This window comes from Leeuwenhoekiella sp. ZYFB001, from assembly GCF_011784865.1.
GTDB classification, from domain to species: Bacteria; Bacteroidota; Bacteroidia; order Flavobacteriales; family Flavobacteriaceae; genus Leeuwenhoekiella; species Leeuwenhoekiella palythoae.
On record NZ_CP050460.1, the window covers coordinates 2,375,546 to 2,401,599 of the forward strand.

Annotated in this window: 16 protein-coding genes; 4 read left to right on the forward strand and 12 right to left on the reverse strand. The window is 41.4% G+C overall.

From position 1 onward, the window contains the following. The first annotated feature begins 173 nt into the window (after nucleotides 1-173). On the forward strand, nucleotides 174-1,892 hold the full coding sequence (locus HCN54_RS10230) for a GMC family oxidoreductase (RefSeq protein WP_167597716.1): 1,719 nt from the start codon (nucleotides 174-176) through the stop codon (nucleotides 1,890-1,892). A gap of 3 nt (nucleotides 1,893-1,895) precedes the next feature. After that, nucleotides 1,896-2,609, forward strand: a complete 714-nt coding sequence (locus HCN54_RS10235; RefSeq protein ID WP_167597717.1) for a gluconate 2-dehydrogenase subunit 3 family protein — start codon at nucleotides 1,896-1,898, stop codon at nucleotides 2,607-2,609. Between the two features lie 64 nt (nucleotides 2,610-2,673). On the opposite strand, the gene HCN54_RS10240 is transcribed toward HCN54_RS10235, so the two are convergent. Then, nucleotides 2,674-3,702, reverse strand: a complete 1,029-nt coding sequence (locus tag HCN54_RS10240; protein ID WP_167597718.1) for a methionine synthase — start codon at nucleotides 3,700-3,702, stop codon at nucleotides 2,674-2,676. Nucleotides 3,703-3,725: 23 nt separating this feature from the next. Then, nucleotides 3,726-4,724 (reverse strand): DUF1852 domain-containing protein, encoded by a 999-nt coding sequence (locus HCN54_RS10245; RefSeq protein ID WP_205881684.1) that lies wholly within the window; start codon nucleotides 4,722-4,724, stop codon nucleotides 3,726-3,728. A 250-nt stretch (nucleotides 4,725-4,974) separates the two neighbouring features. Between HCN54_RS10245 and HCN54_RS10250 the strand changes: the two genes are divergently transcribed. Next, nucleotides 4,975-5,436, forward strand: coding sequence for an Lrp/AsnC family transcriptional regulator (locus HCN54_RS10250; protein WP_167597719.1), 462 nt, complete (start codon nucleotides 4,975-4,977; stop codon nucleotides 5,434-5,436). Nucleotides 5,437-5,462: 26 nt separating this feature from the next. On the opposite strand, the gene HCN54_RS10255 is transcribed toward HCN54_RS10250, so the two are convergent. From HCN54_RS10255 to HCN54_RS10295, 9 genes are all read right to left on the reverse strand, one after another. Continuing rightward, nucleotides 5,463-6,650 (reverse strand): Gfo/Idh/MocA family protein, encoded by a 1,188-nt coding sequence (locus tag HCN54_RS10255; RefSeq protein WP_167597720.1) that lies wholly within the window; start codon nucleotides 6,648-6,650, stop codon nucleotides 5,463-5,465. Nucleotides 6,651-6,656: 6 nt separating this feature from the next. Beyond that, a complete protein-coding gene (locus tag HCN54_RS10260) occupies nucleotides 6,657-7,994 on the reverse strand; it encodes a Gfo/Idh/MocA family protein (RefSeq protein WP_167597721.1) in 1,338 nt (445 codons plus the stop codon). 1 nt (nucleotide 7,995) lies between these two features. Further along, entirely contained in the window at nucleotides 7,996-9,366 is a 1,371-nt protein-coding gene (locus HCN54_RS10265) for a DUF1080 domain-containing protein (RefSeq protein ID WP_167597722.1), read from the reverse strand. Nucleotides 9,367-9,479: 113 nt separating this feature from the next. Continuing rightward, complete coding sequence (locus HCN54_RS10270) at nucleotides 9,480-11,528, reverse strand: glycoside hydrolase domain-containing protein (protein ID WP_167597723.1); 2,049 nt, start codon at nucleotides 11,526-11,528, stop codon at nucleotides 9,480-9,482. Between the two features lie 45 nt (nucleotides 11,529-11,573). Beyond that, nucleotides 11,574-12,893 carry an L-fucose:H+ symporter permease gene (gene fucP / locus HCN54_RS10275; RefSeq protein WP_167597724.1) on the reverse strand — a complete coding sequence of 440 codons (1,320 nt, stop codon included), beginning with the start codon at nucleotides 12,891-12,893 and terminating at the stop codon, nucleotides 11,574-11,576. 189 nt (nucleotides 12,894-13,082) lie between these two features. Beyond that, nucleotides 13,083-15,785, reverse strand: coding sequence for an alpha-L-rhamnosidase (locus tag HCN54_RS10280; protein ID WP_240924858.1), 2,703 nt, complete (start codon nucleotides 15,783-15,785; stop codon nucleotides 13,083-13,085). 6 nt (nucleotides 15,786-15,791) lie between these two features. Next, on the reverse strand, nucleotides 15,792-16,613 hold the full coding sequence (locus tag HCN54_RS10285) for an alpha/beta hydrolase (protein WP_167597725.1): 822 nt from the start codon (nucleotides 16,611-16,613) through the stop codon (nucleotides 15,792-15,794). 18 nt (nucleotides 16,614-16,631) lie between these two features. Further along, complete coding sequence (locus tag HCN54_RS10290) at nucleotides 16,632-18,344, reverse strand: arylsulfatase (RefSeq protein WP_167597726.1); 1,713 nt, start codon at nucleotides 18,342-18,344, stop codon at nucleotides 16,632-16,634. Between the two features lie 114 nt (nucleotides 18,345-18,458). Then, on the reverse strand, nucleotides 18,459-20,267 hold the full coding sequence (locus HCN54_RS10295) for a glycoside hydrolase family 2 protein (protein WP_167597727.1): 1,809 nt from the start codon (nucleotides 20,265-20,267) through the stop codon (nucleotides 18,459-18,461). 253 nt (nucleotides 20,268-20,520) lie between these two features. On the opposite strand from HCN54_RS10295, the gene HCN54_RS10300 reads away from it, so the two are divergent. Further along, nucleotides 20,521-24,483, forward strand: coding sequence for a two-component regulator propeller domain-containing protein (locus HCN54_RS10300; RefSeq protein ID WP_167597728.1), 3,963 nt, complete (start codon nucleotides 20,521-20,523; stop codon nucleotides 24,481-24,483). Between the two features lie 52 nt (nucleotides 24,484-24,535). Here the strand turns inward: HCN54_RS10300 and HCN54_RS10305 are convergent, their stop codons facing one another. Further along, the gene (locus HCN54_RS10305) at nucleotides 24,536-26,047 is read right to left on the reverse strand and encodes a rhamnogalacturonan acetylesterase (RefSeq protein ID WP_167597729.1); all 1,512 of its coding nucleotides are present in this window, start codon (nucleotides 26,045-26,047) and stop codon (nucleotides 24,536-24,538) included. Between the last annotated feature and the right edge of the window lie 7 nt (nucleotides 26,048-26,054).

Here is a 26,054-nt window from a genome sequence, read left to right on the forward strand (position 1 = left end):
AACGTTTTAGCAATTATAATAAAACGTTTTAGTATAATTGTGTGAAATTCACTTAAATTTTAATAAATTAACATAATTAACAATTTGCAAGGTTATTTCTAGGTCTATTATCATTATCAGTAATTTATACGCCATATTTTTAGAAATAATTTAAAGCACATTAAACCTATCCTATGCAAATACAAGAATCTTCAAAAATGTATGATGTCATCATCGTAGGCTCTGGAGCCGGCGGTGGGATGGCAACAAAAGTTTTGGCAGATGCCGGACTCAAAGTAGCGGTTGTAGAAGCAGGTCCTCATTTTGATCCTGCAGACCCTAAACAACGTACGCAACTCAAATGGCCTTATGAATCTCCAAGACGTGGTGCCTCAAATAGACGACCTTTTGGAGATTTTGACAGCGCCTATGGAAGTTGGGAAATAGAAGGTGAACCTTACACTCAAAAAGACGGAACTCAATTTGACTGGTTTAGATCTAGAATGCTAGGCGGTCGCACCAATCACTGGGGGCGTATTTCTTTGCGTTTTGGGGAACGCGATTTTAAGCATAAAAGCTATGATGGTCACGGCGACGATTGGCCCATAGGATACGAGGATGTAAAACCTTATTATGATAAAGTAGATAAGCTAATTGGGGTTTTTGGTACCAAAGAGAATATTGAGAACGAGCCTGATGGTTTTTTCTTACCTCCACCAAAACCCAGATTGCACGAACTTTTTTACATCAAGGGAGCTCGAAAATCTAATATTCCTGTGATTCCTTCGCGAATGTCTATGCTTACCAAAAAGCTCAACGACGATCGCGGTATTTGCTTTTATTGTGGGCAATGTTCTCGTGCCTGTGCGGTATATGCCGATTTTTCTGCAGGGACTTGTTTGATCTTTCCGGCACAAAAAAACGGTGGTCAAGTAGACCTCTTTGTCAATGCAATGGTGCGCGAAGTGACTACAAATGATGAAGGAAAAGCTACCGGAGTTTCTTACATCAGTAAAGATGATCGTAAAGAATATAAACTGAAAGGCCGCATTGTCGTGCTTGCCGCTTCGGCGTGTAGTTCGGCCCGTATTTTATTGAATTCTAAGAGTGTGCAACACCCTAACGGATTAGGAAATAGCAGCGATATGGTGGGCCGTTATCTGCACGATTCTACCGGTGCGAGTAGATCTGCGTTCATTCCAGACTTGATGAATCGCGATACCTATAATGAAGATGGCGTTGGCGGAATGCACGTCTATACACCATGGTGGGGCGACAATAAAAAGTTGAATTTTCCTCGAGGTTATCATATTGAAGTTTGGGGTGGTCTAGGAATGCCGAGCTACGGTTTCGGGTTTAACCCCAATGACCTTAACCGTTTCTTCAATCAAAAAGTGGGCGGCTACGGAAACAGTTTACGCGCAGATATAAAAAAATATTATGGTTCTACCATTGGTATGGCCGGTCGTGGAGAGTCTATCGCGATGAAAGATAATTATTGCGAAATCGACCCAACCACAGTTGATGAGTTTGGTATTCCGGTGTTGCGTTTCAATTATAAATGGTCTGAATATGAAGTGAATCAAGCCAAACACATGAACGATACTTTTGAAGAAATTGTGCATAATATGGGCGGTACGATGCTTCAAGATGCTCCTTCAAAAGAATCAAATTACGGTCTCGAAAATCCGGGCCGAATCATTCACGAGGTGGGAACCACCCGTATGGGAAGCGATCCTAAAACTTCTGTAGTCAATGAGTTTCAGCAGTTGCACGACGTAGAGAATGTTTTTATTGTAGATGCGGGACCGTTTGTTTCTCAGGCTGATAAAAACCCTACTTGGACCATTTTAGCGCTTTCGTGGAGAGCTTCAGATTATATAATTGAACAACTAAAACAGCAAAACATCTAAATCATGGATAGAAGAGATAGTTTAAAATCGATGTTTTTAGGTTCGTTAGGAACCGGACTTTTACTCACAGGATGTGATCCTAATCTGGGCGAAAAAGAAGTTGAAATCGCGAAAGCTGCTGAAGATTATTTTGGGCGTACTCCTGAAGAACTCGAACTGATTGAAAAGCTACAATCAGAGCAGTTTTTTAGAGAACACGAGATGGACACATTGAATGTATTATGCGCGCTTATCTTACCTGCAAATGAGGAATATGGAAGCGCTACCGATGCCGGCGTGCCCGAGTTTCTTGAATTTATTGTCAAAGATATGCCCTATTTACAAACGCCCATACGCGGTGGTTTGATGTGGCTAGACCATACTTCTAATTTAGAATACGACACTGAATTTAAAAGTACTTCGGAAGAAAATCAGAAAGCTATTTTAGATACGATCGCTTTTCCTGATCCCGAAAAACCCGGCTGGGAACAACCGGTACAGGTACAGTTTTTTAGCTTGATGCGTAACCTGACGATGACGGGGTATTATACTTCAGAAATGGGAATCAAAGATCTGGACTACAAGGGTAATCAACCCAATATTTGGGATGGCGTTCCTGAAGAAGTTTTGCAGAAACACGGCGTAAGCTACGATCCCGAGTGGATCGCAAAATGCGTTGATCAAAGTCAGCGTGGCGTCACCGCCGAGTGGGATGACGACGGGAATTTACTTACCTAAAACGTACTATAAATCCATAAAAACCTCCTAAAACAGGAGGTTTTTTTGTTCTAAGCGTTTGGTATTAAAACCCAAGTTCGTTGCGTACAAGTGCTGCTCCGGCACTTAAGGCACTTAACTTTCCGCGGGCAACTTCACGTGATAGCGGCGCCATTCCGCAGTTGGTTGACGGATACAGATTTTCAATAGCTACAAACTCAAGTGCTTTAAGCAGCGTTTGGGCTACTTCTTCTGGCGTTTCTATGGTATTCGTGGCTACATCTATAGCCCCGACCATTACTTTCTTACCGCGAATAAGTTCCATGAGCTCAAGTGGCACGTGTGAATTATGGCATTCTAAAGATACAATGTCAATATTCGAGGTTTGAATTTTCGGAAATATTTCTTCGTATTGCCGCCATTCTGAACCTAAAGTTTTCTTCCAATCATTATTCGCTTTTATACCGTAGCCATAACAAATATGTATTGCGGTCTCACAGTGTAATCCTTCGATGGCACGTTCTAATGCCGCCATCCCCCAATCATTCACATCATCAAAAAACACATTAAACGCCGGCTCATCAAACTGAATAATATCTACTCCTGCTTCTTGTAGCGCTTTGGCTTCCTCATTAAGTGCTTTGGCAAATTCCCAAGCTAATTTTTCACGGCTTTTATAATGATCATCGTACAAAGTGTCGACCATTGTCATAGGCCCTGGAAGTGCCCATTTTATAGGTTGATTGGTCTGTTTGCGTAGAAACTGAGCATCTTCAACAAATACTGCTTTTTGCCGCGCCACCTCATCCACAACAACCGGAACACTGGCTTCGTACCGGTCACGGATTTTTACCGTCTTTCGATTTTTAAAATCTACTCCACTCAAATGTTCTATAAAAGTGGTAACAAAATGCTGGCGTGTTTGCTCGCCATCACTAATAATATCAATTCCTGAAGAATGCTGCTCTTGTAATGAAATACGCAAGGCATCTTGTTTGCCCTCTAGTAATTGATCACCTTCTAATTTCCAGGGAGACCAAAGTTTTTCGGGTGGCGCAAGCCAGGCAGGTTTAGGTAAACTTCCAACGGTTGATGTTGGTAATATATTTTTCATAATGAAGTAGTTAGTTGAATTGATTAGTGTGCGTAATTTGCAGACCACTGCTTCAGCACATGCTTATACGGTTTTATAAAATGCTCTTCGGTGAATTTTCCTTGTTCAATGGCTAGCTGACTGCGTTCTTCCCGGTCATATTCAATCTTGGTGAGCGAATGATCTGGGTTTTTTAAACTGGGTTTAAAGCAAGATCCCGCCACCGAATTGGCATTGTAAATTTCAGGTCTATAAATTTTTTGAAAAGTTTCCATCGTACTGATGGTACTTATTAATTCAAGATTGGTATACTCTGTAAGTAGATCCCCAAAAAAGTAAAAGGTGAGCGGCGCTACGCTGTGTCGCGGCATAAAATACCGTACTTGCAAGCCCATTTTTTTGAAATAGGATTCGGTTAAAGAAGCTTCATTCACTTGATATTCATACCCAAGAATAGGATGGTGATTGCCTGTACGCTGGTAGGTTTTATTGTGCGAAACACTCAAACAAATCACAGGTGGTTTAGCAAAATGCTTCTTATAGGTTTCTGAGGAAACAAAACGCTTAAAGATCGTGCCGTGCAAGCTTCCAAAATCATCCGGAATACTAAAATCAGCTTTACCTTTGTTATGTTCCGTAAGCAAAACACTAAAATCATAATCCCGTACGTAGGAAGAAAAGTTATTGCCTACAATCCCTTCGATACGCTTACCTGTTTTATGATCCAATATGTGCGTTTTTAAAACTTCGATCGCAGGAAATGTTGCTCTGCTATCGTGCATATCAAGATCCACAGAAACAATTTCCAACTCAACCTTATAACGGTCTTGATCAGGATTGTCCCAGTTTGCCAATGAATTAAAACGATTGTTGATCATTCTAAGGGTGTTTCGCAGATTTTCCTGACGCCTCGCTCCTCTTGCCAAATTTGCAAAATTAGTTGTAGTACGTGTACTGCTAGAAGGCACATAGTCTTCGTCGAAATAAATACGCTTTACCGTAAATTCAAAATCGTCTTTAATGGTATCCTGAGTGTTAGTCATGGCTTCTTTTGGTTTGTTGTTTTTGTATTAAAACTATATTGAGGCAAGCCCTTGGGTATATTCTTTAATTATTTATCTAAAAAACTACTCGAGGCTCATTTTGCAGTTTTTATCTCTTACAAATCTCAAAATAAAAGATTTATTATTTAAGTTTGAATCGATATTTAGATACAATAACTACACAAACTACTATAAAAGACAAATCGTCTTTTAGCGGCGTAAAATGGACACACAAATAGAAAATTTATCTATGTCAGAATTAGACCAGATCGATTTGAAGCTATTAGAATTGCTTCAGCAAAGCGGAAAATTAACCACAAAGGAAATTGCACGACATGTAAACTTATCTCCCACTCCTGTTTACGAACGCATAAGACGTTTAGAAAGGGAAGGAATTATCAAGAAATACGTCGCGCTCGTTGAAGCCGAAAAAGTGGGTAAAGGGCTGATTGTTTTTTGTGACATCACGATCAAAGAACATACTAAAGAAATTGGCCATCAATTTGTGCAAGATATTATGGCGTCTAAGTACGTTAGTGAATGTTATAATATTTCGGGGAATTACGACTTCAGATTGAAAGTCATGGTGCGGGATATGAAACACTATCAGGATTTTGTACTGAATGACCTAGGTTCTATAAAAAATATTGGGAGTGCACATAGTACCTTTGTAATGGGTGTTATAAAACACGACTACGCCGTGCCCATATAATGCGCACTCCCATTAAATTATAAAGTTTAAATTGAATGCTTCGGGTTCCATTTAACGACTTCATTGGTGAGCATCGAGTCAATAGCCATTTGCACACAGATTGCGGTATTGGCTCCTGTTTTTAAGTCTGAAATGGGTTTGCTGTTATTTTTGATCGCATCTCTAAAATCCATTAAAGCCTGCTTGCTAGGATCTGCGTGGCTAAACTCAAAAGGAATTCCCTTTCCGGCTTCCCAAGGTATTGTGGCGCCTGCTACACCATCAACCTCAGCCCGCTTCTTAGTATAATTTCCTTCAGGATAAAACCAGCCATTGACATAATCTAAAATAATGGTTCCCTTGTCGCCCATTACCTTGATCTGATAATCGTCTTTGGCATTGGTCGTTAAACAAGTAAAGGTCGCCTCTACTCCACTGGGATACGAAAATAAATGATGTACATTATCAAAGGTTTCTCTGCCGTCTTTCCAGTAATCAATACCGCCGGTACCAAAAACCTGCGAGGGTGTTTCTCCCAGAACCCAATTGGTAAAATCGATCTGATGCGAACATAATTCTGCAGTCAATCCGCCAGAATATTCCCGGTACATGCGCCAATTGATCATACGCTCCAGTTCGGGTTCGGGGACGGGTCTTCGCCAGTTTCCGCTTCGGTTCCATTGACATTCAAAAGCAGTGATCTCGCCAATTTTTCCATCTTTAATCAAATCAACCACGTGCGTATACAAACGTGAACTGTGGTACTGATGGCCAGTTTGAAAGACTAAATTTCCCTGAGCGGCATCAACAACATCCAACACGGCATCATAGCCCATTGCCATTGTTTTTTCACCATACACGTGCTTTCCGGCGGCAAGCGCATCAAGTTCTATCTGCGCATGTGTGCTGAACGGAGTCGCCACCAAAACCGCATCAATACTTTTATCTTCCAGCAATTTTCGATAATCAGTATAGGCTTTTGCTGAATCTCCGGCGCGTTTCATTCCGTTAGATAATCGAAACGGAATAACATCACAGCAAGCAGCTACTTCAATCCCTTCAATACCATTCATCACCGAAATTAAACCGCCACCGCGATCGCCGGTTCCTATCACACCAATGCGTATTGGTGCACTTGAACCTACATATTTATTGATGTAAGCAAACCCCGGACTAGCAGAAGAAATCGCCGCTGCTGCCAGACTGCTTTTGATCACAAAATCTCTACGTTTCATAGTCTCTTAAATTTTAGGTTCCCAATTAGGTGCGTACTCGCGTCCCCAAAGTTGCATCGCTTCCCGATCATAGATGCGACCTGATTTAGCATCGATATCAAAACCGTGCCCTACGCGATACGCCATATTTGCATAATGTACCATCGCCATACTTACCGAAGCATCTTCAATAGGCGCTTTTAAAGTTTCTTTACCGCGAATCGCTTCAAAAAAGTTGACCATATGCGCTGTGGAAGAGTCACCCCCACCGCCAAGTGCGAGTCCGCTTTCTGCAGTTTCTTCACTTTGTTTGATCACTTTTCCGCTGCGATCCATAAGCACATAATTAGAACGATCTACCAAAACCGAACCTTCGGTACCAAAAATTAGGGTACCACGACCGCGGCCATACGTGTTGTACCCGTTGCGGCTTTTTCCGTCCCAATTGATCACTTTATCATCATCAAATTTGAACGTGGCATACATCGTATCATACATTTCCCAACCGTCATTTTCGAAATGGCGTTTTTCGGCTTGCACTTCAGCATAGTTAGGAAATTCAACGCCTAATGCCCATCGGGCAATATCTAGTTCGTGCGTCGCATTGTTTCCGGTTTCTGCGGTACCGTAATTCCAGCCATACCAGTGCCAGTTGTAATCCCAGGTTTCACTCGTGTACGCTCTACGTGGAGCCGGACCTTGCCAAAGCTCCCAATCTAATCCGGTGGGTACAGCCGCCTGCTGCTGTACTGGTGTTTCTCCACGCGTATTGGAATAAAAAGCTACTGCTTTATAAACATCGCCAATCACCCCTTTGTGAATCTGATCTATGATCTCTATAGTGTGCAACGACGAGCGCTGTTGATTACCCATTTGCACGCGTTTATCAAACTTTTTTGCCGCCGCAACCAAGAGTTCGTTTTCATTCATATTATGGCTACACGGTTTTTCAACATACACGTGTTTGCCCGCTTTTAATGCCATAACAGAACCTGGAGTGTGCCAGTGATCTGGAGTTGCATTTACAAGAATATCTACATCCTTATCTTCAATAACTTTGCGAATATCATTTTCTAATACCGGTGTGTAATCAATATGTTCTTTAAAATTCTTTAGTGCATTGAGACGACTTTTTTCCATCACATCGCAGAGATACAGTAGGCGTACGTTAGATTCTTTGCGGGCGATGGGTGCATAATAGGCTCCCAAACGTCTGCCTAATCCCGCGACCGCGACATTTAGCCGATCATTAGCTCCTATGATATTGCGATAACTACTAGCAGCCATTCCCATTGTGGTATTGCTTAGCGCCAGCGCGGTTCCGCCTAAAATTGATTTATTGATAAACGATCTACGTGTGGTCATATTAAAGTTCTTTGATTTTGATATTCTTGAAGGAAACGCGATTTCCGTGGTCTTGTAGTAAAATATTGCCGCGCTCTAAGGTCCCAAATCCCGGCCAGTCTTTGTATTTACTTTCTTGAACTAATTGAAGAAAAGCATCTGTACTGCGATCGTACTCCAACACTTTTTCATCATTAAGCCAATGCGAAACCTTACCATCTTTACTCACAATGCGTGCAGTATTCCAAGAGCCAATAGGGTTTACCGGTTTATTAGGATCAGCCTGAATCAAATCATATAACGAAGCTAACGTGCGACTACCTTCGTGATTGCCTAATTTGGCATCAGGATGCCGTGCATCATCCAGAATCTGATATTCTAAGCCTATCGAAGAACCTTCACCTTTATTCAGGTCTGTATCTACATAATATTTGATTCCGCTGTTAGCACCTTCGGTAATTTTAAAATCCACTTTCAGTTCAAAATCTTCGTACTTCTGCGTGGTTACAATATCTCCACCGGCTTCAGACTCTCCGCCACCACTTTCCATAACCGTGAGCGTGCCGTCTTCGATCTGCCACCCTTGCTCCGGAAAAGTTTCAAGTTTTGCTCCTTTCCAACCTTTTGTGGTTTTTCCATCCCATAGCAGTTGCCAACCAGATGCTGCTTCTGCTTGTGTCAGATTATTTTTAGTATTGAAAGCAGGCAAGCGCATCTGCTTACTGTATTCTCGGGGATTCTCTGAAATGATCTTTAGATTTTTCCATCGTATTTCTTTCCCCGGTTCATCTTCAGCACCTATCGCGTGAACTTGCAATGCAATAAATCCTGAAGCGGTCTGATCATCTACCAGATGCGCCGCTTCAACCCCATTGATCCAAGTTTTGAGCGTATCACCCAATGCTTCCACACGGTAATGATTCCATTCATTTTGTTTGAAAGCCTGCTGCGCTTTAGGGTTATTTTCTAACGAATACAACCAGCCTTTGCGCGCCTCGTCATAAATACCGGCACTCCAAGCCCGGTCAGAAGGATCAATCTCTACCTGATACCCGTGAACTCTCCCCTTTTTATAATTAGGATCGCTTAGGCTGCGTATTTGCACACCTGAATTCATTGAGGGATCTACCTTATAATCAAACTCTAAAATGAAATCGCCATAATCTTCGGTAGTCGTTAAAAACGAATTCGGTGTATTGGCTACGGTGGTACCCACGATTTCCTCACCTTCTATACGATACGCTGCTTTGCCGTTAAGTTGTTCCCAACCATTAAGCGAAGTACCATCAAACAGGTCTTGCCACGGTTCTTGATCTGATTCTTTTTTACAGCCCGTGATCAGTAAGCTTGCAAGCACAAAAAATGCTGCGCCTTTGTAGAGATGTCTATTCATAAATCCTATTTGTCGATTAAATGTTCATAATACGCTTAAATATACGCAATCGTTATAGCAAACCATCAAAAAAATAGCGAGACTTCAATAAAAAGCCTCGCTATACATACACACTAGTTTAATTCAACTTTTGTAATAAAAGTATTTTTGGTTCCCCAATCTTTATTGGGCGTATCTGCTGTTTCAATGATCAAGTCACCACCGGAAGTCAATTCTTCGTGAGTGAGCCAGTTTCGATTTAAAGGTTTTCCATTAAAGGTTGCCGATTTCACGTAAAAATGCTCTTTGTTATAATTCCTGACTGAAATTTTAAAGGTCTTCCCTGTGGCAAGATTAAGATTCACTTCTTTAAAAATTGGTGCTGTTAAATAATAAACCGGACTACCTACATTAGCCACTGAAAGCCCCATACTGTGCAGCACAAACCACGAAGACATCGTCCCCGCATCATCATCCATCGTGCGTAAATAAGCTTTGGGCTTATTCTGATAAATGCGGCCCACATAAGGATCTATCCCTTTGCTGTTGTCGTTAAAATAGGTTTGCACCACAGTGTCTAAAAGAATTTCTCTAAAAAGCTTTTGTGATTTCCAAGGCTGACTTGTGGCATTGTACAATCCCGGAACTTGCAAATCAGGCTGGTTGGCGTGATTGTAATTAAACTCTTCAAAAAACTGATCCAGTTGACCTTCAAAGGCCTCTGCACCACCCGTTAAATCTTGCAATCCGTTCACATCCCAAGGCACAAACCAGCGGTATTGCCAAATGGTCCCTTGATACAAACCGCGTGCTTGCATTCGATCTACATCATTTTTTGACAGATCTTTAAAATCTTTATCCCAATAGGCTTTATAATCTAAAGCTTTATCTAGAAACGTTTTACCCGCTCTGGAATCTCCTGTCGCTTTGAGAATTTCACTCATCGCCCAGAGATCGTAAGACGATTCTAAAGCTTTGTCCGGAGCAGCAAAATCTAAATGATCTGCTTCATAAAGCAAAGAATCCTTGATAACTTCAAAATCGACCTTATAACCTTTTTTATACGCATCGAGTAGCACTACCATCGCATGTTCTGTACGTACCGTAGGTGAAGTCTCGTGTTCTGTTGCCCAATTCTTTTTACCGAAGCGGTACAAATTAGCAATACTGGTTGTGATATTTTGATAGGTTTTAGGCTTAATTAAAGATAAAAGCGGCAACTGCTCGCGGTAATTATCCCAAATCGCCCAACCGTTATAGACTTTATACTCCTCATTTTGCACAGAACCATCTGTCGCTCTAAACGTGCCGTCTTCTTCGGAAACTAAAAACGGAGATTGCGCGGTTCTATACATTAAGGAATAGAATAATTCCATGCGATCCTTTTCACCATTAACTTCAATAGTGTTCAAATAAGCATTCCAACTTGCGGAAGCGCTTTCTTTTAATGTTTCAAAATCATCTGAAGTAATGCGTTTTTTGGCATAACCTTCATTTACTGAAGAAAAACCAACTTGAACTGCTGCTGATTTTCCCAAGCCTTTTACCATCAATTGGTGCTCCCCTACGTTCTGAATTTGAGCTTCTTCCGGTAATTTAATCGCATAATAAATGCGGTAGGTTCCGGCGTGGCAAGTGGTTTTGGTGTCAATATATCCCGAGATCAGGTTTCGGCGTATCTCGTGTGTTTCAGCAACAAAACGATTACTCAGTGCAAAAGAAAGGTCTATGTACAAACCGCTATTCGCATTCGGAAACGTGTACTGGTGCATTCCTAAATTTTGTGCTATGGTGAGTTTGGCGTCGATTCCGTTTTCAAAATTCACATGGTAAAAACCGGGAACTGCATCCTGCGTTTTTTTTATAAGCTGGGTCTCTACTTCAGCATTTAGAATAGGTTTAATAAGCAGATTTCCTCCGCTTCCCGTGCAGCCCACTCCTTCCATTCGGGTATGGGTAAAACCGTCAAACTGCTTTGCGTAATATTCATAGCCCGTATGCTGATGCGGATTGGTTTGCGGACCTAAATTCATCATATTAAACGGCGTGGTCGCCGATGGAGAAAGTTGCCCGTGATCGCCGCTCGTACCTAAAAACACATTGACATAATCTGTTAATTGTTGTTGCGCAGCACTTGTAAAAGCCAACAATAACGTAAGAAATAGCGGAATATATTTTTTCATCAAAAAAGCTTCAGTAATAGATCTTAAAGTTAGGTTTTCGAGGGATTAAAGCGTTTCGGCAATGTTATGTTTTCTATGAATCCATATTCCGTAGATCGCGATAATCGTAAAACACGAAACAGGAAGCAGGAACGAAAGATTCATTTCAGAAAGCCCTAAAACGGTAATATCGTTTACTCCTACGCCCCCAAAGTCTATGATCATTCCTTGAAGTTTTGGTAATAAAGCACCACCTACAATAGCCATCACGAGTCCGGCTGCGCCTATTTTTGCTTGATCCTCCTTTAAGCCTTCTAAAGCAATCCCGTAAATTGTTGGGAACATTACCGAAAGGAAAAGCGATACTAAAACCAAACTATACAAGCCGGCGTGGCCTTCAAGAATTACCGCGCCTAAGGCAAATAAACCTCCTAGCCCCGAAAAGCAAAACAACAATTTTCCTGAGCTCATAAACTTTAGCATATAAGTACCTATCGCACGACCTACAGTAAATAAAATAAAGGCTACCAACTGATAATTTGCCGCGGTAGAACTGGATATCCCTTTAGCCTCAGCATATTGATAAATATACGTCCAGCAGCCTATTTGCGCACCCATATACAGCACCAAGGAAAACACACCTAGAGCATATTTCTTATTTTTAAAAAGTTCGCTGAAGGTATCTTTTATACTTGGGATGCTGCCGTCTCCTTTTGCCTGCGGCATTTTATTTACGGCGATAAGCACTAGAATAGCCAGAACCACAAGCCCCAAGATCACATAAGGATTGCGGATCACCATAAGATCAGCAGATTTTATAAGTAGCTTTTGCGCTTCGGGCAATGCCGAAAAATTCTCTACATCATCAGATTTCAAGAGATCTAAGACAAAAAACTTCGCAACCAGCAAACCTACGATGAGCCCGACAGGGTTGAAGGCTTGCGCCAAATTTAAACGCTGTGTTGCCGATTTCTGATCTCCCATTGCCATAATGTATGGGTTTGCCGTGGTCTCTAGAAATGCCAGACCAAAAGTCAGGATGTATAAGCCCAAGCAAAAAAACCAGAAAAGCCCGGTAGTTGCAGCAGGATAAAACAATAAGGCGCCGCCGGCGTAGAGCGTGAGACCAACCAGAACTCCAGATTTATACGAAAACTTACGTACAAATAAAGCGGCCGGAAGCGCCATGCAAAAATATCCTCCATAAAAAGCCATCTGTACCCAGGCGGCTTGCGAGTTGGACAACTCCAATACTTTTTTAAAGGCCTGTACCATGGGGTCTGTGACCGCGTTGGCAAATCCCCAGAGGGCAAATAATGAGGTAACTAAAATAAAAGGAAGTAATAATTTTTTAGGTACAACCGGAGCTGCTTGTGTTTTATTCATTCTTAAACTATTTAAATCAGACCTTTCTAAAATCTGGCACTACACAATCGTTGTAGTAAAATGATTCTGAAAAATTTTATACTCGGAGTTTTTGTTGAGCTTTCAGCGAAAACGATCTCGATATCGATTTCACTAAAACGTTTTACTTTTGTAAATCTAAATGTTTTCTTTTAAATCAAAAATTAAATTTTAGAGCTTGATTTGAAAATGATGGGTTCCGGAGCTTAATGTTAATAATTCCGGCTTCAATACTTTCCCTTCTTGCATTACTTCATTAAAATATTTCAGATTAAAAGAAGCTGTACTATTCGTTGGAATTTCAACGGTATAACTCACAAGATTTCCTTCTCGCTCCCAAGAAGAAACAATATTCCCGTACGGACTTTTATGCAATGCTTTGAACTGTTCAAGCCCTTTCACAAAATTGGGTTTTAGAATAATATTCTTGAATCCGGGAGCTTGTTCATCTGGTAGAATTCCGCCTAGACCTTTATACATCCACGCACCAATGGCACCAAACATGATATGATTTCTAGAAATGTCTGACGCAGCATCAATATCCCAATTTTCATACAAAGTAGTTGCTCCGTTTTTGATCCACCAGCCCCAAGACGGATAGGTTTCTTGCGAAGCCACCTCGTAAGCAAGGTCTGCATATCCGTTTTCACTCAAGGCTCCTAAAATAGTCTTCGTTCCTAAAAGACCTACATCAATGTGTTTATCATCGGCAAGAACACGTTTTGCTAAATTTTCAGCCACTTTACTTCTTAGATGCTCCGGTACCACATCAAAATATAAGGCGCTGCTCAATTCAGTTTGTAAACCGCTCCCATAAATTCCAGTATCGGTATTCAAATACTTTTTATTGATCGCAGACCGTACTTTTGTTGCCAAATCTGCATAGGTTTTGGCGTCTGCGTCATTTCCTAAAAGTTTTGCGGTCTTTGCTAAAATGCTCGCATCAACAAAGTAATAAACGGAAGAAGTAAATTCTTTAGGCGTTACCGATTTTACCGGAACCCAATCACCTAATCCCCAAGTGGTCAAACCATCCTCATTTTCAGTTTCGGTAATATGATCTACATATTTTTTTATCGCCTCATAATTTTTTCGAAGCGCGCGATCATCTCCATAAAACTGGTATAATTCCCAAGGAATAATTGCGATCGTACTTGTCCAGTCTGGGCCATTACCCCAATCATAGCCCCAGCCCCAAGTAGGAATAATAGAAGGCAAAACACCGTTAGGTTGCTGCTCATCGCGATGGTCTACCAACCATTTCTCATAAATCGTTATTCCATCAAAATTGTATAGTCCGGTCTCAGTATTGATGTGCGCATCTCCCGTCCAGCCGTTTTTCTCCCGCTGCGGACAGTCAGTTGGATACCCAAAAAGATTAGATAAATAAGCTGCATTTGTAGCTTCCCAGATTTTATTAAGCACCTCGTTTGAGCTCTTTATTTCACCTACTTGCTCCACATCACTATGTGCAAAATATCCAGTGAGATTCTCTATGAAAAGATTAACCGGTTCGTTACTTGTAACACGTACATATTGAAAGCCTTTATAATTGAATTTAGGCTGAAATACTTCATCTCCGGTTCCGGCTAAAGTATAAATATCGGTTTGAAAAGGATCAGAATCGTCGTGCGGTCTGTAATGCACATTGATGTTTGAAAGGTCTACATCGCCTAAACTGTCTAACTGTTCAGCGTGCGTCACTTGAAAAACCGTACCTGCATCACCACGCACTTTCAACTGCGTAATCCCCGAAATATTACGACCAAGGTCAAACACATAACTGGTATCTGCCAGTTTCATAATACTTACCGGAGTTATGGTATCTACCAAACGTACGGGCTGCATTGCCTGGGCGACAATATTTTTTGACGGTGCTTCTACAACCTGAGCGGGCGTCCAAGCGCTGTCGTCAAAATTGATGGTGTTCCATCCTGACTGATTTAAACGCGCATCTATATGCTCCGCCGTGTAGATACTATTAAAAACCTCTTGTCCTAAACTCGTTTTCCAATCGGCATCTGTAGCGATTACCTCTGAAGTACCATCGGTATAGGTAACTTTCAAATTGAGTAAAAATCGCGGCCTATTGCGCCAACCGGCCTTGTCAAAATTCCATACTGCAGTTGATTGGTGATTGTACCAACCGTTACCTAAAAGTACGCCTAAGGCCAATTCACTAGATTCTTTAACCGCATCAGAAACGTCAAAAGTGACATACGCGTTGCGTTTATCAAAACGCGTATAAACAGGATCCATAAAATGATCACCTATTTTGTTGCCGTTGATGTAAAACTCAAATAATCCTGCTGCGGTAATGTATGCTGTCGCTTTGCTAACCTCTTTTTCTAGCGTGATCGCTCTTCTAAAATAAGGCGCCTGCTTTACTTCAATACTGTTGGTGTCAGTGATCCAATGGCCTTGCCAGTTTTCGGTTTGCATCATTCCGGTTTCAAACTGTGCAACTTCAGAACTGCTGGAAGCACCTGCATTATCTGTGGTAACGACCTTCCAGAAATATTCGGTAAATGGTGTTAGCTCCTTTCCTTTAAATTCAACCAGATTTATCGCTTCTGGGGAAGCGTGTTCCCAAACAGCTCCGGTTCCCTGAGCCACCTCAACCGAGTCATTTCCTACTAAAATTTTAAACTCTTTTTGTCGGTATTCGCTATCGGCGTCAATCTTCCAAGAAAATCTTGGTGCAGCCGCATCTAAGCCGATAGGATCTTTTAGATATTCGGTCTTAAGATCATAAGGTTTAAAGTCCGCTTCGGTTTTACATGATACAAACATTGTAGTTCCTAGCACTAAAAATGACAGGAAATAGTAAATGCGCTGATTGAAAAATCGGTTTAAGAAAGGAATATAATTCACAGGAAATTATTCTACAGGATTAAAAAATGAATCAAAAAAAACCAGATGATACTTGATCGCATCTCGCCAAACATCCCAGGTATGACCGCCGGGCGTGGTTAAAAATCGATGCGGAATATTCATATATTCCAGTTTATCATGGAGTTTTACATTGGCATCATAAAAGAAATCTGAAGTCCCACAACTGATCATTATTTGCAACGCATTGGGCGTTAATAATGAGGTCATATTGATCACACTATTACGCTCCCAGCGGTCTTGATTCTCAGCATACGTACCCAAATATTCTGAAAGCTCCCAGTTGTTAGGAAAGGGTGTGATGTCAACGCCACCACTCATACTACCCGCAGCGCCAAAAACATCTTGATGTTTAAAAGCAAGATAAAGCGCACCGTGACCGCCCATACTCAAACCGATGATCGCTCTCCCGCTTCGGTCTTTTATGGTGCTGTAGGTGTTATCTGTGAACGCCACTAATTCTTCAGCTATGTAAGTTTCATACTGACTTTCTGGTTTTACCTCGCTGTCAAAATACCAACTGTTATAATTTCCGTCAGGGCAAACAAAAATCATTTGATATTCATCTGCATACGATTCTAACTTAGGAGCTCTTTTGGGCCATTCGGTATAATTACCGGAATGACCGTGGAGCAAATAAACCACAGGATATTTTTTTGAAGCATTGTAGTCGTCTGGCGTGATCACCATCGCTTTAATATCCTTATCCATCACATCACTGTGGGTGATTACCGTTTCTAGTTTACCGGCGTACGTAAAGGTACACGTGAGTAAAAACAGTCCTAAAACGAGTTGGTGTAAACTTTTCATAATTAAAATTGTATCAAATTAATTCGGAAAAACATCTGTTGCCTTGGCCATCGCATTCCATTCTTCTTGCATCGCTTTTAAACGCTCGGGATATTTTGCTGCCAGATTATTCATTTCGGTACGATCTTCTTTCAGATTATACAGTTCCCAATCTGCATTACCGTCCAGCTTAACCAGTTTCCAATCACCTTGACGTAAAGCTGCTGCGCCAAAATGCTCCCAAAAAAGCGTTTCATTAATCGGTGCTTCTTCTGTATTTGTAAAAGCCGAAACCATACTTTCTCCCATATATGGGTCGATGGTATTTCCATTGAATTTCTCCGGATAAGTCGCTCCTGAAAGCTCCAGTAAGGTAGGCATAATGTCTATGATATGTGCTGCTTGCGATTTTACAGCACCTTGTTCTTTAATTCCTGCCGGCCAGTGTACGATGAAGGGCGAAGTGATTCCGCCTTCATAAACACGTGCCTTCCAATATCTAAACGGCGTGTTGGCGACGTTTGCCCAAACGGCACCAATACCAGACATCACCGTTTCAGGTCCCGGAAGATGTTCTTCGCTCTTCTTTACAGGATAATGAATTTCGCGACCATCACGTGTTTCTGAAGGGCGGTCAAAACCAATTCCGTATTGAGAAGGACGCTCTGAACTTGCTCCGTTGTCTGACATAAACATAATTACGGTATTATCAAGTTGGCCGGTTGCTTCCAACTTGTCAATGAGTTTCCCGATGTTTTGATCCATACGATCAATCATTGCTGCGTGAACCGCCATCGCTCGAGAATCCCAGTTTTCATTTTCATTTTCTGCCCACTTTAAGTCGGGAAACATAAACTCAGAAAGTTTGGTCGTGTCTCCTTTGAAAATCCCTTTCTCAATGAGTTTTTTATAGCGCTCCTCTCTGATTTTTTGCCAGCCTTCGTCATACACATGCTCGTATTTCTTGATTTCTTCCTCAGGTGCCATTAACGGCCAGTGAGGTGCGCAATGGGCCACATAAAGGAAGAAAGGCTTTTCTTCTTTTACAAAATGATCTACATAAGCTACAGCAGAATCGCCAATAGCATCGGTATAGTAGAAATCTTCTGGAACCTCTTTTACGGGCTCTGTACCATTAACCAACGCAAACGGATCAAAATAATCTACTACCCCCCAAATGTTTCCGTAGTATTTATCAAAACCACGCGCAGTAGGATACGTATCTATATCTGAAAAAGTCTCTTTTTCTGTCTGATGGTTTAACCATTCCAATTGCTCATTCCCGCCCAAATCTTCTGTAGGTGAAACGTGCCATTTCCCCACCATTCCGGTTTGATAACCGGCAGTTTTTAAAACTTCGGCCAAGGTTACGGTTTGTTCATCAAGACGACCGCGATATCCCGGAAGGTTACGATCCATTGTCATCTGGCCTATTCCCGCCTGATGCGGATATTGCCCGGTAAGTAATGCTGCGCGAGAAGGACAACATCTTGATGTATTATAAAACGCGTTGAAGCGTAAGCCATTTTCTGCAAGACCGTTTAAAACCGGCGTATCTACTTCACCACCATAACAGCCCAGATCTGAAAAACCAAGATCGTCTGCCATAATCACTACAATATTGGGTTTTTCAGGTGTCTCTGAAAATGAAGCTTCACCTGCAGTATCGTTGTTTTTGCAATTGATAAAAAGTAAGGAACAACCCGCAATTAGGCTGATTTTTATACGGAAAGGATTTAATTTATGTAACATAATTCAAAACTAAAACGTTTTACTTTTGTTGTAAATGTATTCTTTTCAAATGAAAAAATCAGGATTCTCATTTTAGAAAATCCTGATTTTGAGCTTTACTTGGTGAACATGTGCTTATTCGTTAAGAGCATTAATCACTTCGGTATTGATTTGATTTGTTCGCTTGATATCTAACTTATCAACCTCGCGATCATAGGTCATTAGGCCATTGATTTCACCTTCTACATCAGTAGTTTGTGTGTAGATCGCTCCAGAGAATCCGGCGCTTACAAGTTCTTTCAACTTTTCAGCATAGTCTACATATTCATCGGTAACTTCTTTAGAATTGTTGAATTTCACATACCCCCAGTTGTTTCCGGTTTTCCAAAGATGTCCTTCCAAAGGAAGTCCGATTCCTCCATACTCTCCTATTACATTCACACGATTGGCGTCGTACAAATACATATTAGGTGCAGGATAATGATGTAAATCCAGAATATCACCGGTTTGGAAGAAATTCCCTCCACTAGCGGAATTCACCAAGCGCGAAGGATCGTATTCATTAGTCCAATCTGTAATTTCAACGGTCTTGAATTGTCCCCAAGATTCATTAAAGGGCACCCAGATCACGATACTTGGATACGAATAGAGATAATCCATTATTTCTTTCCACTCTTTGCGGTAGATCGCTTCAGATTTAGCGCTACGCTCAAACTCGTTTCCTTTATGGTAATCGCGATTTTGCCAGTCGTGCGAGTTATCACCGTTAGGCATATCTTGCCATACTAAAATTCCTAAACGATCACAATGCGTATACCAGCGTGCAGGCTCTACTTTCACGTGCTTACGTATCATATTGTACCCATATTCTTTGGTTTTAACGATATCATATTTAAGCGCCTCATCAGTTGGTGCGGTGTATAAACCGTCAGGCCACCAACCTTGATCAAGCGGACCGAACTGAAAATAATCTTTGTTATTCAACTGCATACGCATAATGCCTTTATCGTCTCTTTTCTTAGAGATCTTGCGCATTGCGAAATAGCCTTCAACCTCATCTTGAGCTTTACCGTTATCAAGAAGTGCGATTTTAGTATCGTATAAAAACGGAGATTCCGGAGACCACAACTTCGCATCAGGAACAGCAATAACAATTGGTTCGCCCACCGCAGCTTTTGTAGTAGATACTGTTTTAGAACCATCAAGAATTGTGATCTCTACAACATCTCCATACGCAGTTCCCGCAGCAGCAACTTCAAAAGAGATCGTACCTTGATCAAGATCTGGAGTCGTACGCACATCCTCTATATGTTTTTTACTCACCGGCTCTAACCACACCGTTTGCCAGATTCCCGTTACCGGAGTGTACCAGATACCGTCAGGATTTTTTACTTGTTTCCCTCTAGGTTGAGGACCATCACTTGTAGGATCCCAAACTTTAACGGTGAGCTCTTGCTTTCCGCTCTTTAAAAACGGACTAATATCGAATGAAAATGGGGTGAACCCGCCGGTATGCGAACCTATTTTCACTCCATTCAACCAAACTTCTGTTTCCCAATCAACCGCACCAAAATGCAGTAAAACGGCTTTATTATTCCAATCTGAAGGAACGCTGAAGCTGCGTTTATACCACACTTCTTGATCTGCACCCACTTCTTTCATCACACCAGAAAGGCTCGACTCTACAGGAAAAGGCACTAATATTTTTCCGTCAAAACTTTTTGGAGCAGCTGCTCCCTTTTTCTCAATGCTGTATTCCCAAAGCCCGTTTAAGTTTTGCCAAGCATCGCGCTCCATAATTGGGCGTGGATATTCTGGTAGCACATTATTCACATCAATTTGCGATGCCCATTTGGTTTTGATCTTGTCTCCGGCAGGCTTCCACTGCGCCGTGAGTGTGGTCGTAACAAAAGCCAAAATGGCTAAAACTCTAATTTTTTTCATTTCAAATAAAAGATTTAAACTTGGATCTCTAAAATTTACAACGTTGTAATTCTAAAAGATTCCAAAAATTTGCAATTCAAAGTACGTTATAGAATCTCCTAATTTTGTCAAGATTTCGTATCAATTTGCTATTAAATCCATTCAATTTCGGCGTTATTCTAAAAAATACCGGGATAGTGAGACGATATGTTGAGATGCTGAACTGTATTATTGTAGGGATAGCTGTATCTTTTAACCCATAAATCTTAAGGTTTTGAAATACTTAAAACACACCACTCTTTTTCTCTTAGTATTCGTCCAGATCGTGTTGGGTCAGGACTATTATTTTGAGCATTACACGGTAGAAAATGGTCTTTCTCACAATACGGTCTTATCCTCGCTTCAGGATTCAAAGGGCTTTTTATGGTTTGGCACTAAAGATGGTCTCAATCGGTTTGATGGCTATGCATTCAAACGTTTTCAGAATAAACCCAACGATCAAAAACACCTATTAGGCAATTACGTAGAATCGCTTTTAGAATATGATGGTCATATTTATGCCGGTACCGATAATGGCCTTTTTAGATACGATTATAAACTTGAGAATTTTACGTTACTTGAGGGAACCGAAGATATCATCATTCAGGATCTGGAGCACGACGCTGAAGGAAACATTTGGTACATCGGTAACGGTACTATTTATAAATATAACATCGCCACAAAGCAAACCGAAGACTTTCCGCCCAGTAATTATTTTATAGCTTCTGAACTTCTAGAAACGCCCGAAGGTGGCATTGTTGCTGCCGGTTTAGATCAATTGTATCGCTTCAACCCAGAGGAGAAATCCTTTGAATCTTTAGGTTTTTATATGCCAGACGTGGAGCTTTCGGCCTTTAACATCAATATTTTGTTGATGTTAGACGACAATACGATAGTGATTGGTTCGCACAATTATGGAGTACTCTCTTTTGACCTCAAAACCAAAAAAACAACGAGCCTGCTTCCGGTAGCTAATCCGTTTTACATACACGATCTTACGCTTAAAAATGAAGACGAACTCTGGGTAGCTTCAGAATCAGGCGTGCACATCTTCAACCTAAAAACAAAGGCGTATACTAACCTTAAAAAGAATATTAGCGATCGCTACGCGCTTTCAGACAATGCGGTTTATACCTTGACGGTTGACAGCAGTGGCGGGGTTTGGGCAGGGACGTATTTTGGCGGAATCAACTATTATGCACCTGCCTCGCGCTTTTTTACCAAATATTTCCCGAAACCTGCACAGAATTCTATAGTTGGAAACGCGGTGCGCGAAATAAAAGCAGATCAAAACGGTATGCTTTGGATTGGTACCGAAGATAATGGTCTCAGCAAATACAATCCCAAAACTGATACGTTTACCAATTTTAAATCAAAAGAGTCCGGCGGAATTCTTACGCATCACAACATTCACGCGTTAATGCCGGATGGCGATCAGATCTGGGTGAGCTACTTTGATAACGGGATTGACGTTATTGATATTAATACCCATAAGGTGCTTAAGCATTATCAAGTGGGAACTTTAGGCAAGGCGCGTAACAATTTTGTTTTCTCACTGGTTAAAACGACTTCCGGAAAAATTTACGCAGCTACGGTACGCGGCGTGAAGTATTACGATCCTGATCAAGACCAATTTGTGTTGTGTGACGCTTTCCCCGAAAATTACCATTACACCTCTTTTATTCAGGATTCTAAAGGTGTCCTATGGGCAGGCACGTATTGGGACGGACTCTATTTTTTTAACCCAAAAACCGAAGAGAAAGGATATTTTCAAGAAGAAAACGCACAGGGTAACACCCTAAGCCACAATCACATCAATGGAATTTTTGAAGATGATTCCCAACGTTTATGGGTCACTACCGAAAACGGCCTCAACCTGTTCAACCCAAACACTAAAACCTTCAACGTGTTTACTACCGCGCAAGGTTTCCCCAGCAATGTATTTTATGCGGTGGTAGAAGATAATTCAGGGAAACTTTGGGCTACTACAGCAAACGGTCTCACAGCATTTGACAGTAATTTTGAAAATATTCAAACCTTTACTAAAGCGCAAGGATTGCTGGGTAATCAGTTTAATTACAACAGCATTTATAAAAATCCATCCGGGCGTATTTATACCGGTAGCGTCAACGGGATGGTCAGCTTTGATCCTTCAAGCCTTATAAAAGATAACAACCACGCTCCCCTTTATTTAACAGGTTTACACATCAATAACAAAGAGGTTGCTGTAAATCCTGAAGATGACATACTTCCGGAATCCATTGCAACCCTTAATACGTTGGTTCTTGAGCCGGAAGATTCTTCATTCAGTATTGACTTTGCAGCTCTAGAATATACCGCTCCCGAGGTTACGAAATACTGGTACAAACTGGAAGGATTAAATACAGAATGGATTTCGCTGGGAACTAACAACACCGTGCATTTCACAAAATTGAATCCGGGTGAATATACCTTACACATCAAATCTCAAAACAGCAACGGCGTTTGGAGCCAAGAAAGCCAACCCCTGAACATCGAGATTTTGCCGCCCTTTTATTTAACCAAACTTGCTTTTGCCCTTTATATTTTGTTTGCTGTGCTCTGTATTGCTGCGGCGTTTAGGGTGTATCATTTATACCTAGCACGTAAAAACAACCGAAGAATTAAGCAGGCCAATGATAAAAAGGAGAAGGAAGTGTATCAGGCAAAAATTGAATTTTTTACTAATATTTCGCACGAGATACGCACGCCACTCACACTGATCAAGAGTCCGTTAGAAAAAATCCTCAAGTACAAAGACATTTATCCTGAGATTGCTGACAACCTTAAAATAATGAACAAGAATACCAATCGTATTCTTAATCTGGTCAACCAACTTTTAGATTTCAGGAAGACCGAAATTGAAAAAATGAGTCTCAGTTTTGTGGAGACCGACGTGAGCCAACTGATACGAAAAACACAAAGCAGATTTACCGAAGCGATCAACGATAAAGAAATGGAACTTCATCTGGACCTGGAAGATGAGGTTATTGCCTTCGTGGATCCCGAAGCCCTCAAAAAGATATTGAGTAATCTCTTAAGCAATGCGATCAAATATGGGGAAAAGCATATATATCTAAGCTTGGAAAAAGCCGGGCAACACTTTAAGATCGCTGTAAAAAACGACGGTTACCTGATCCCTGAATCGATGAAGAATAAGATCTTTGAACCTTTTTATCGTCTTTCGGAAGGTGCTACGCAAGCCGGCACCGGAATAGGGTTATCCTTAGCGCACTCGCTGAGTGAAATGCACGATGGAAGCCTAAAACTTCAAACGTTAGACAATGGTTTGAACACTTTTGTGGTTGAGCTTCCGCTACACCAGAAAAAGCATTTTGAACTGTACGACCATCCTGCTACCACCGAAGAAACTCCCTTAATTCCTCAAAAACCTGTACAAGCTTCCGCTGCTACAAAACCTGTTATTGTCGTTGCTGAAGACAATCAGGATTTACGCGAATTTGTCACTAAAGAATTGCAGGAAGCTTATAAAATCTATGCCGCTCCTAACGGAGAGATCGCCCTTCAAATGCTCAAAGAACACAGTGCGCATTTGGTTATCAGTGATATTGCGATGCCAGTCAAAGATGGCTTCACGCTCTGTAGAGAAATTAAAACCAATATTGAAACCAGTCACGTACCGGTAATTCTACTGACTTCAAAAAATGCACTTTCGGCTAAAATAGAAGGCCTTGAATCTGGTGCTGATGCGTATGTTGCAAAACCATTTTCGGTAGATTTCTTAAAAAAGCAAGTGGCTAATCTAATCGAGAACCGCAAGCATATTATGGAGCATTACGCTACTTCCCCGCTTGCACATATGCGTAGTATGGCCAACACGAAAACGGACGACGCATTCATTAAAAAACTAGACGATACCATCGCCAATAATATGGCAGATTCTAATCTCAATGTAGAAACCCTCGCCGAAATTATGCATATGAGCAGGTCTACTTTATACCGAAAAATCGCCGAAATCACTAATTTGAGTCCGAATGAACTCATCAATATTTCCCGTCTTAAAAAAGCTGCTGAATTGCTAAAAACGGAGAATTATAAAATTTATGAGGTGGCAGAAATCGTAGGTTACAATTCGGCTACGAGTTTTGGTCGCAACTTTCAGAAACAGTTTCAAATGACACCTTCTGAATATGTAAATAGCGATCAACGTATCTCCTAAATAACAAAGCCCGGAAACACCGGGCTTTGTTATTAATTCTTAACATCGAATTCTATTCTTCAGAAGCGATAAACACATAATCCCGCAAGTCTGATTTGCGCAATCCTTCAATCAGTTCTGCAACCGTGAGCGCATTTAATTGTGCTCCCGCGTGATTGGTATGGGTATGATCATCAGGAAAAAATTCGGCCACTTTTTCTTTACCCATCGCTTCATATTTCTGAGCAACGGTTTCATTCAGATCTAAAAAGTAACCGCCAGCTTCATCCACTGCTTCTTTCGCCCATTTCACATAAGATTCGGTGGGGCGTTCCACTTTTCCATTAGGCCATTCGTTGCGAGGAATCATACTCAACACGATTGGTGTTGCTCCCGCAGCTTCGGTTTCTTTGATGTATTTCTTCATATACCAGCCATACGTATGCACAGTTTCAACACCTGTGCTGTCGCGCTGCACCTCTTGCGTTTCGTCGCCCATTCCTTTTAAAGAACCGCGATATTTAGGCTGATCTACATGTCCGCCGTCATTATGACCAAATTGCATCAGTACAAAATCTCCGGGTTCTAATCGCTCTTTTACTTCATCCCAAAGTCCTTCATAACGAAAGGTACGGCTGCTTCTTCCCCCACGCGCTTTGTTATATACATTCATTCTTGTGGTGTCTATATGCTGCGGAAGATAAACGCCCCAGCCGGTTTTCCCATCCTGACCATTATTGGCTACGGTAGAATCTCCAATGATGAATAAATTACGCTTTCGCGGAAGCGTGATCTCAGGATTTTCAAGCACATATTCTTTTAAAGAATTATCACTTTCCTGAAGTCCTTCTGCGATCAATGAGGCTGCTAAAACCGCTCCTTTAGCCGAAGTATGCGTGTGATCGCGTTTGTAAAATAAATGACCGGTAACTTGATCCTCGCCCCGCTGCTCCATTTCCGAAGCCATTTTATCGTTAAGATTGATGAAGGTCACCTGTTCTTCTTCAGCGATTTGTTTTGCCCAACCGCCATAACTCTCATCGTTGCGGGGCACTTGTCCATCCATCCAGTCGTTACGGGGGATTGGTGCCATAATTACAGGTATCGCTCCTTTCGCCTTTGCTTCGGTAACCACTTTACGAATGTACCAGCCATAACTGTGCACCACTTCGTGTTCACCGGTAAGCATATTGTCTATTTCTTTAGTTTCTTCTCCAATTCCTTTGATAGTCCCTCGAGCGCGCGAATCGTCGTTGAGCGCTCCGCTATCGTTATGCCCAAACTGAATCAAAACATAATCGCCCTTTTGCAAACTGTCTAAAACCGGCTGCCAAAGCCCTTTACTTTGAAAAGTGCGGCTACTGGTTCCGCCCAAGGCGTGATTTTCGACAGAAACTTTTGTAGTATCTAAAAACTGACCGATGTAATCGCCCCAGCCCCAAAGACCTCCATCTCCTTTACCGCTACCATTTTTTACGGTAGAATCTCCCACGCAATAGACGGTGGGTTTTTGAGCTTGTGCAGTATCACAACTTGTAAAAAGCACTGCTGAAAAAAGCACTAAAAATGCTGAAACTATTCTCATATCTAAT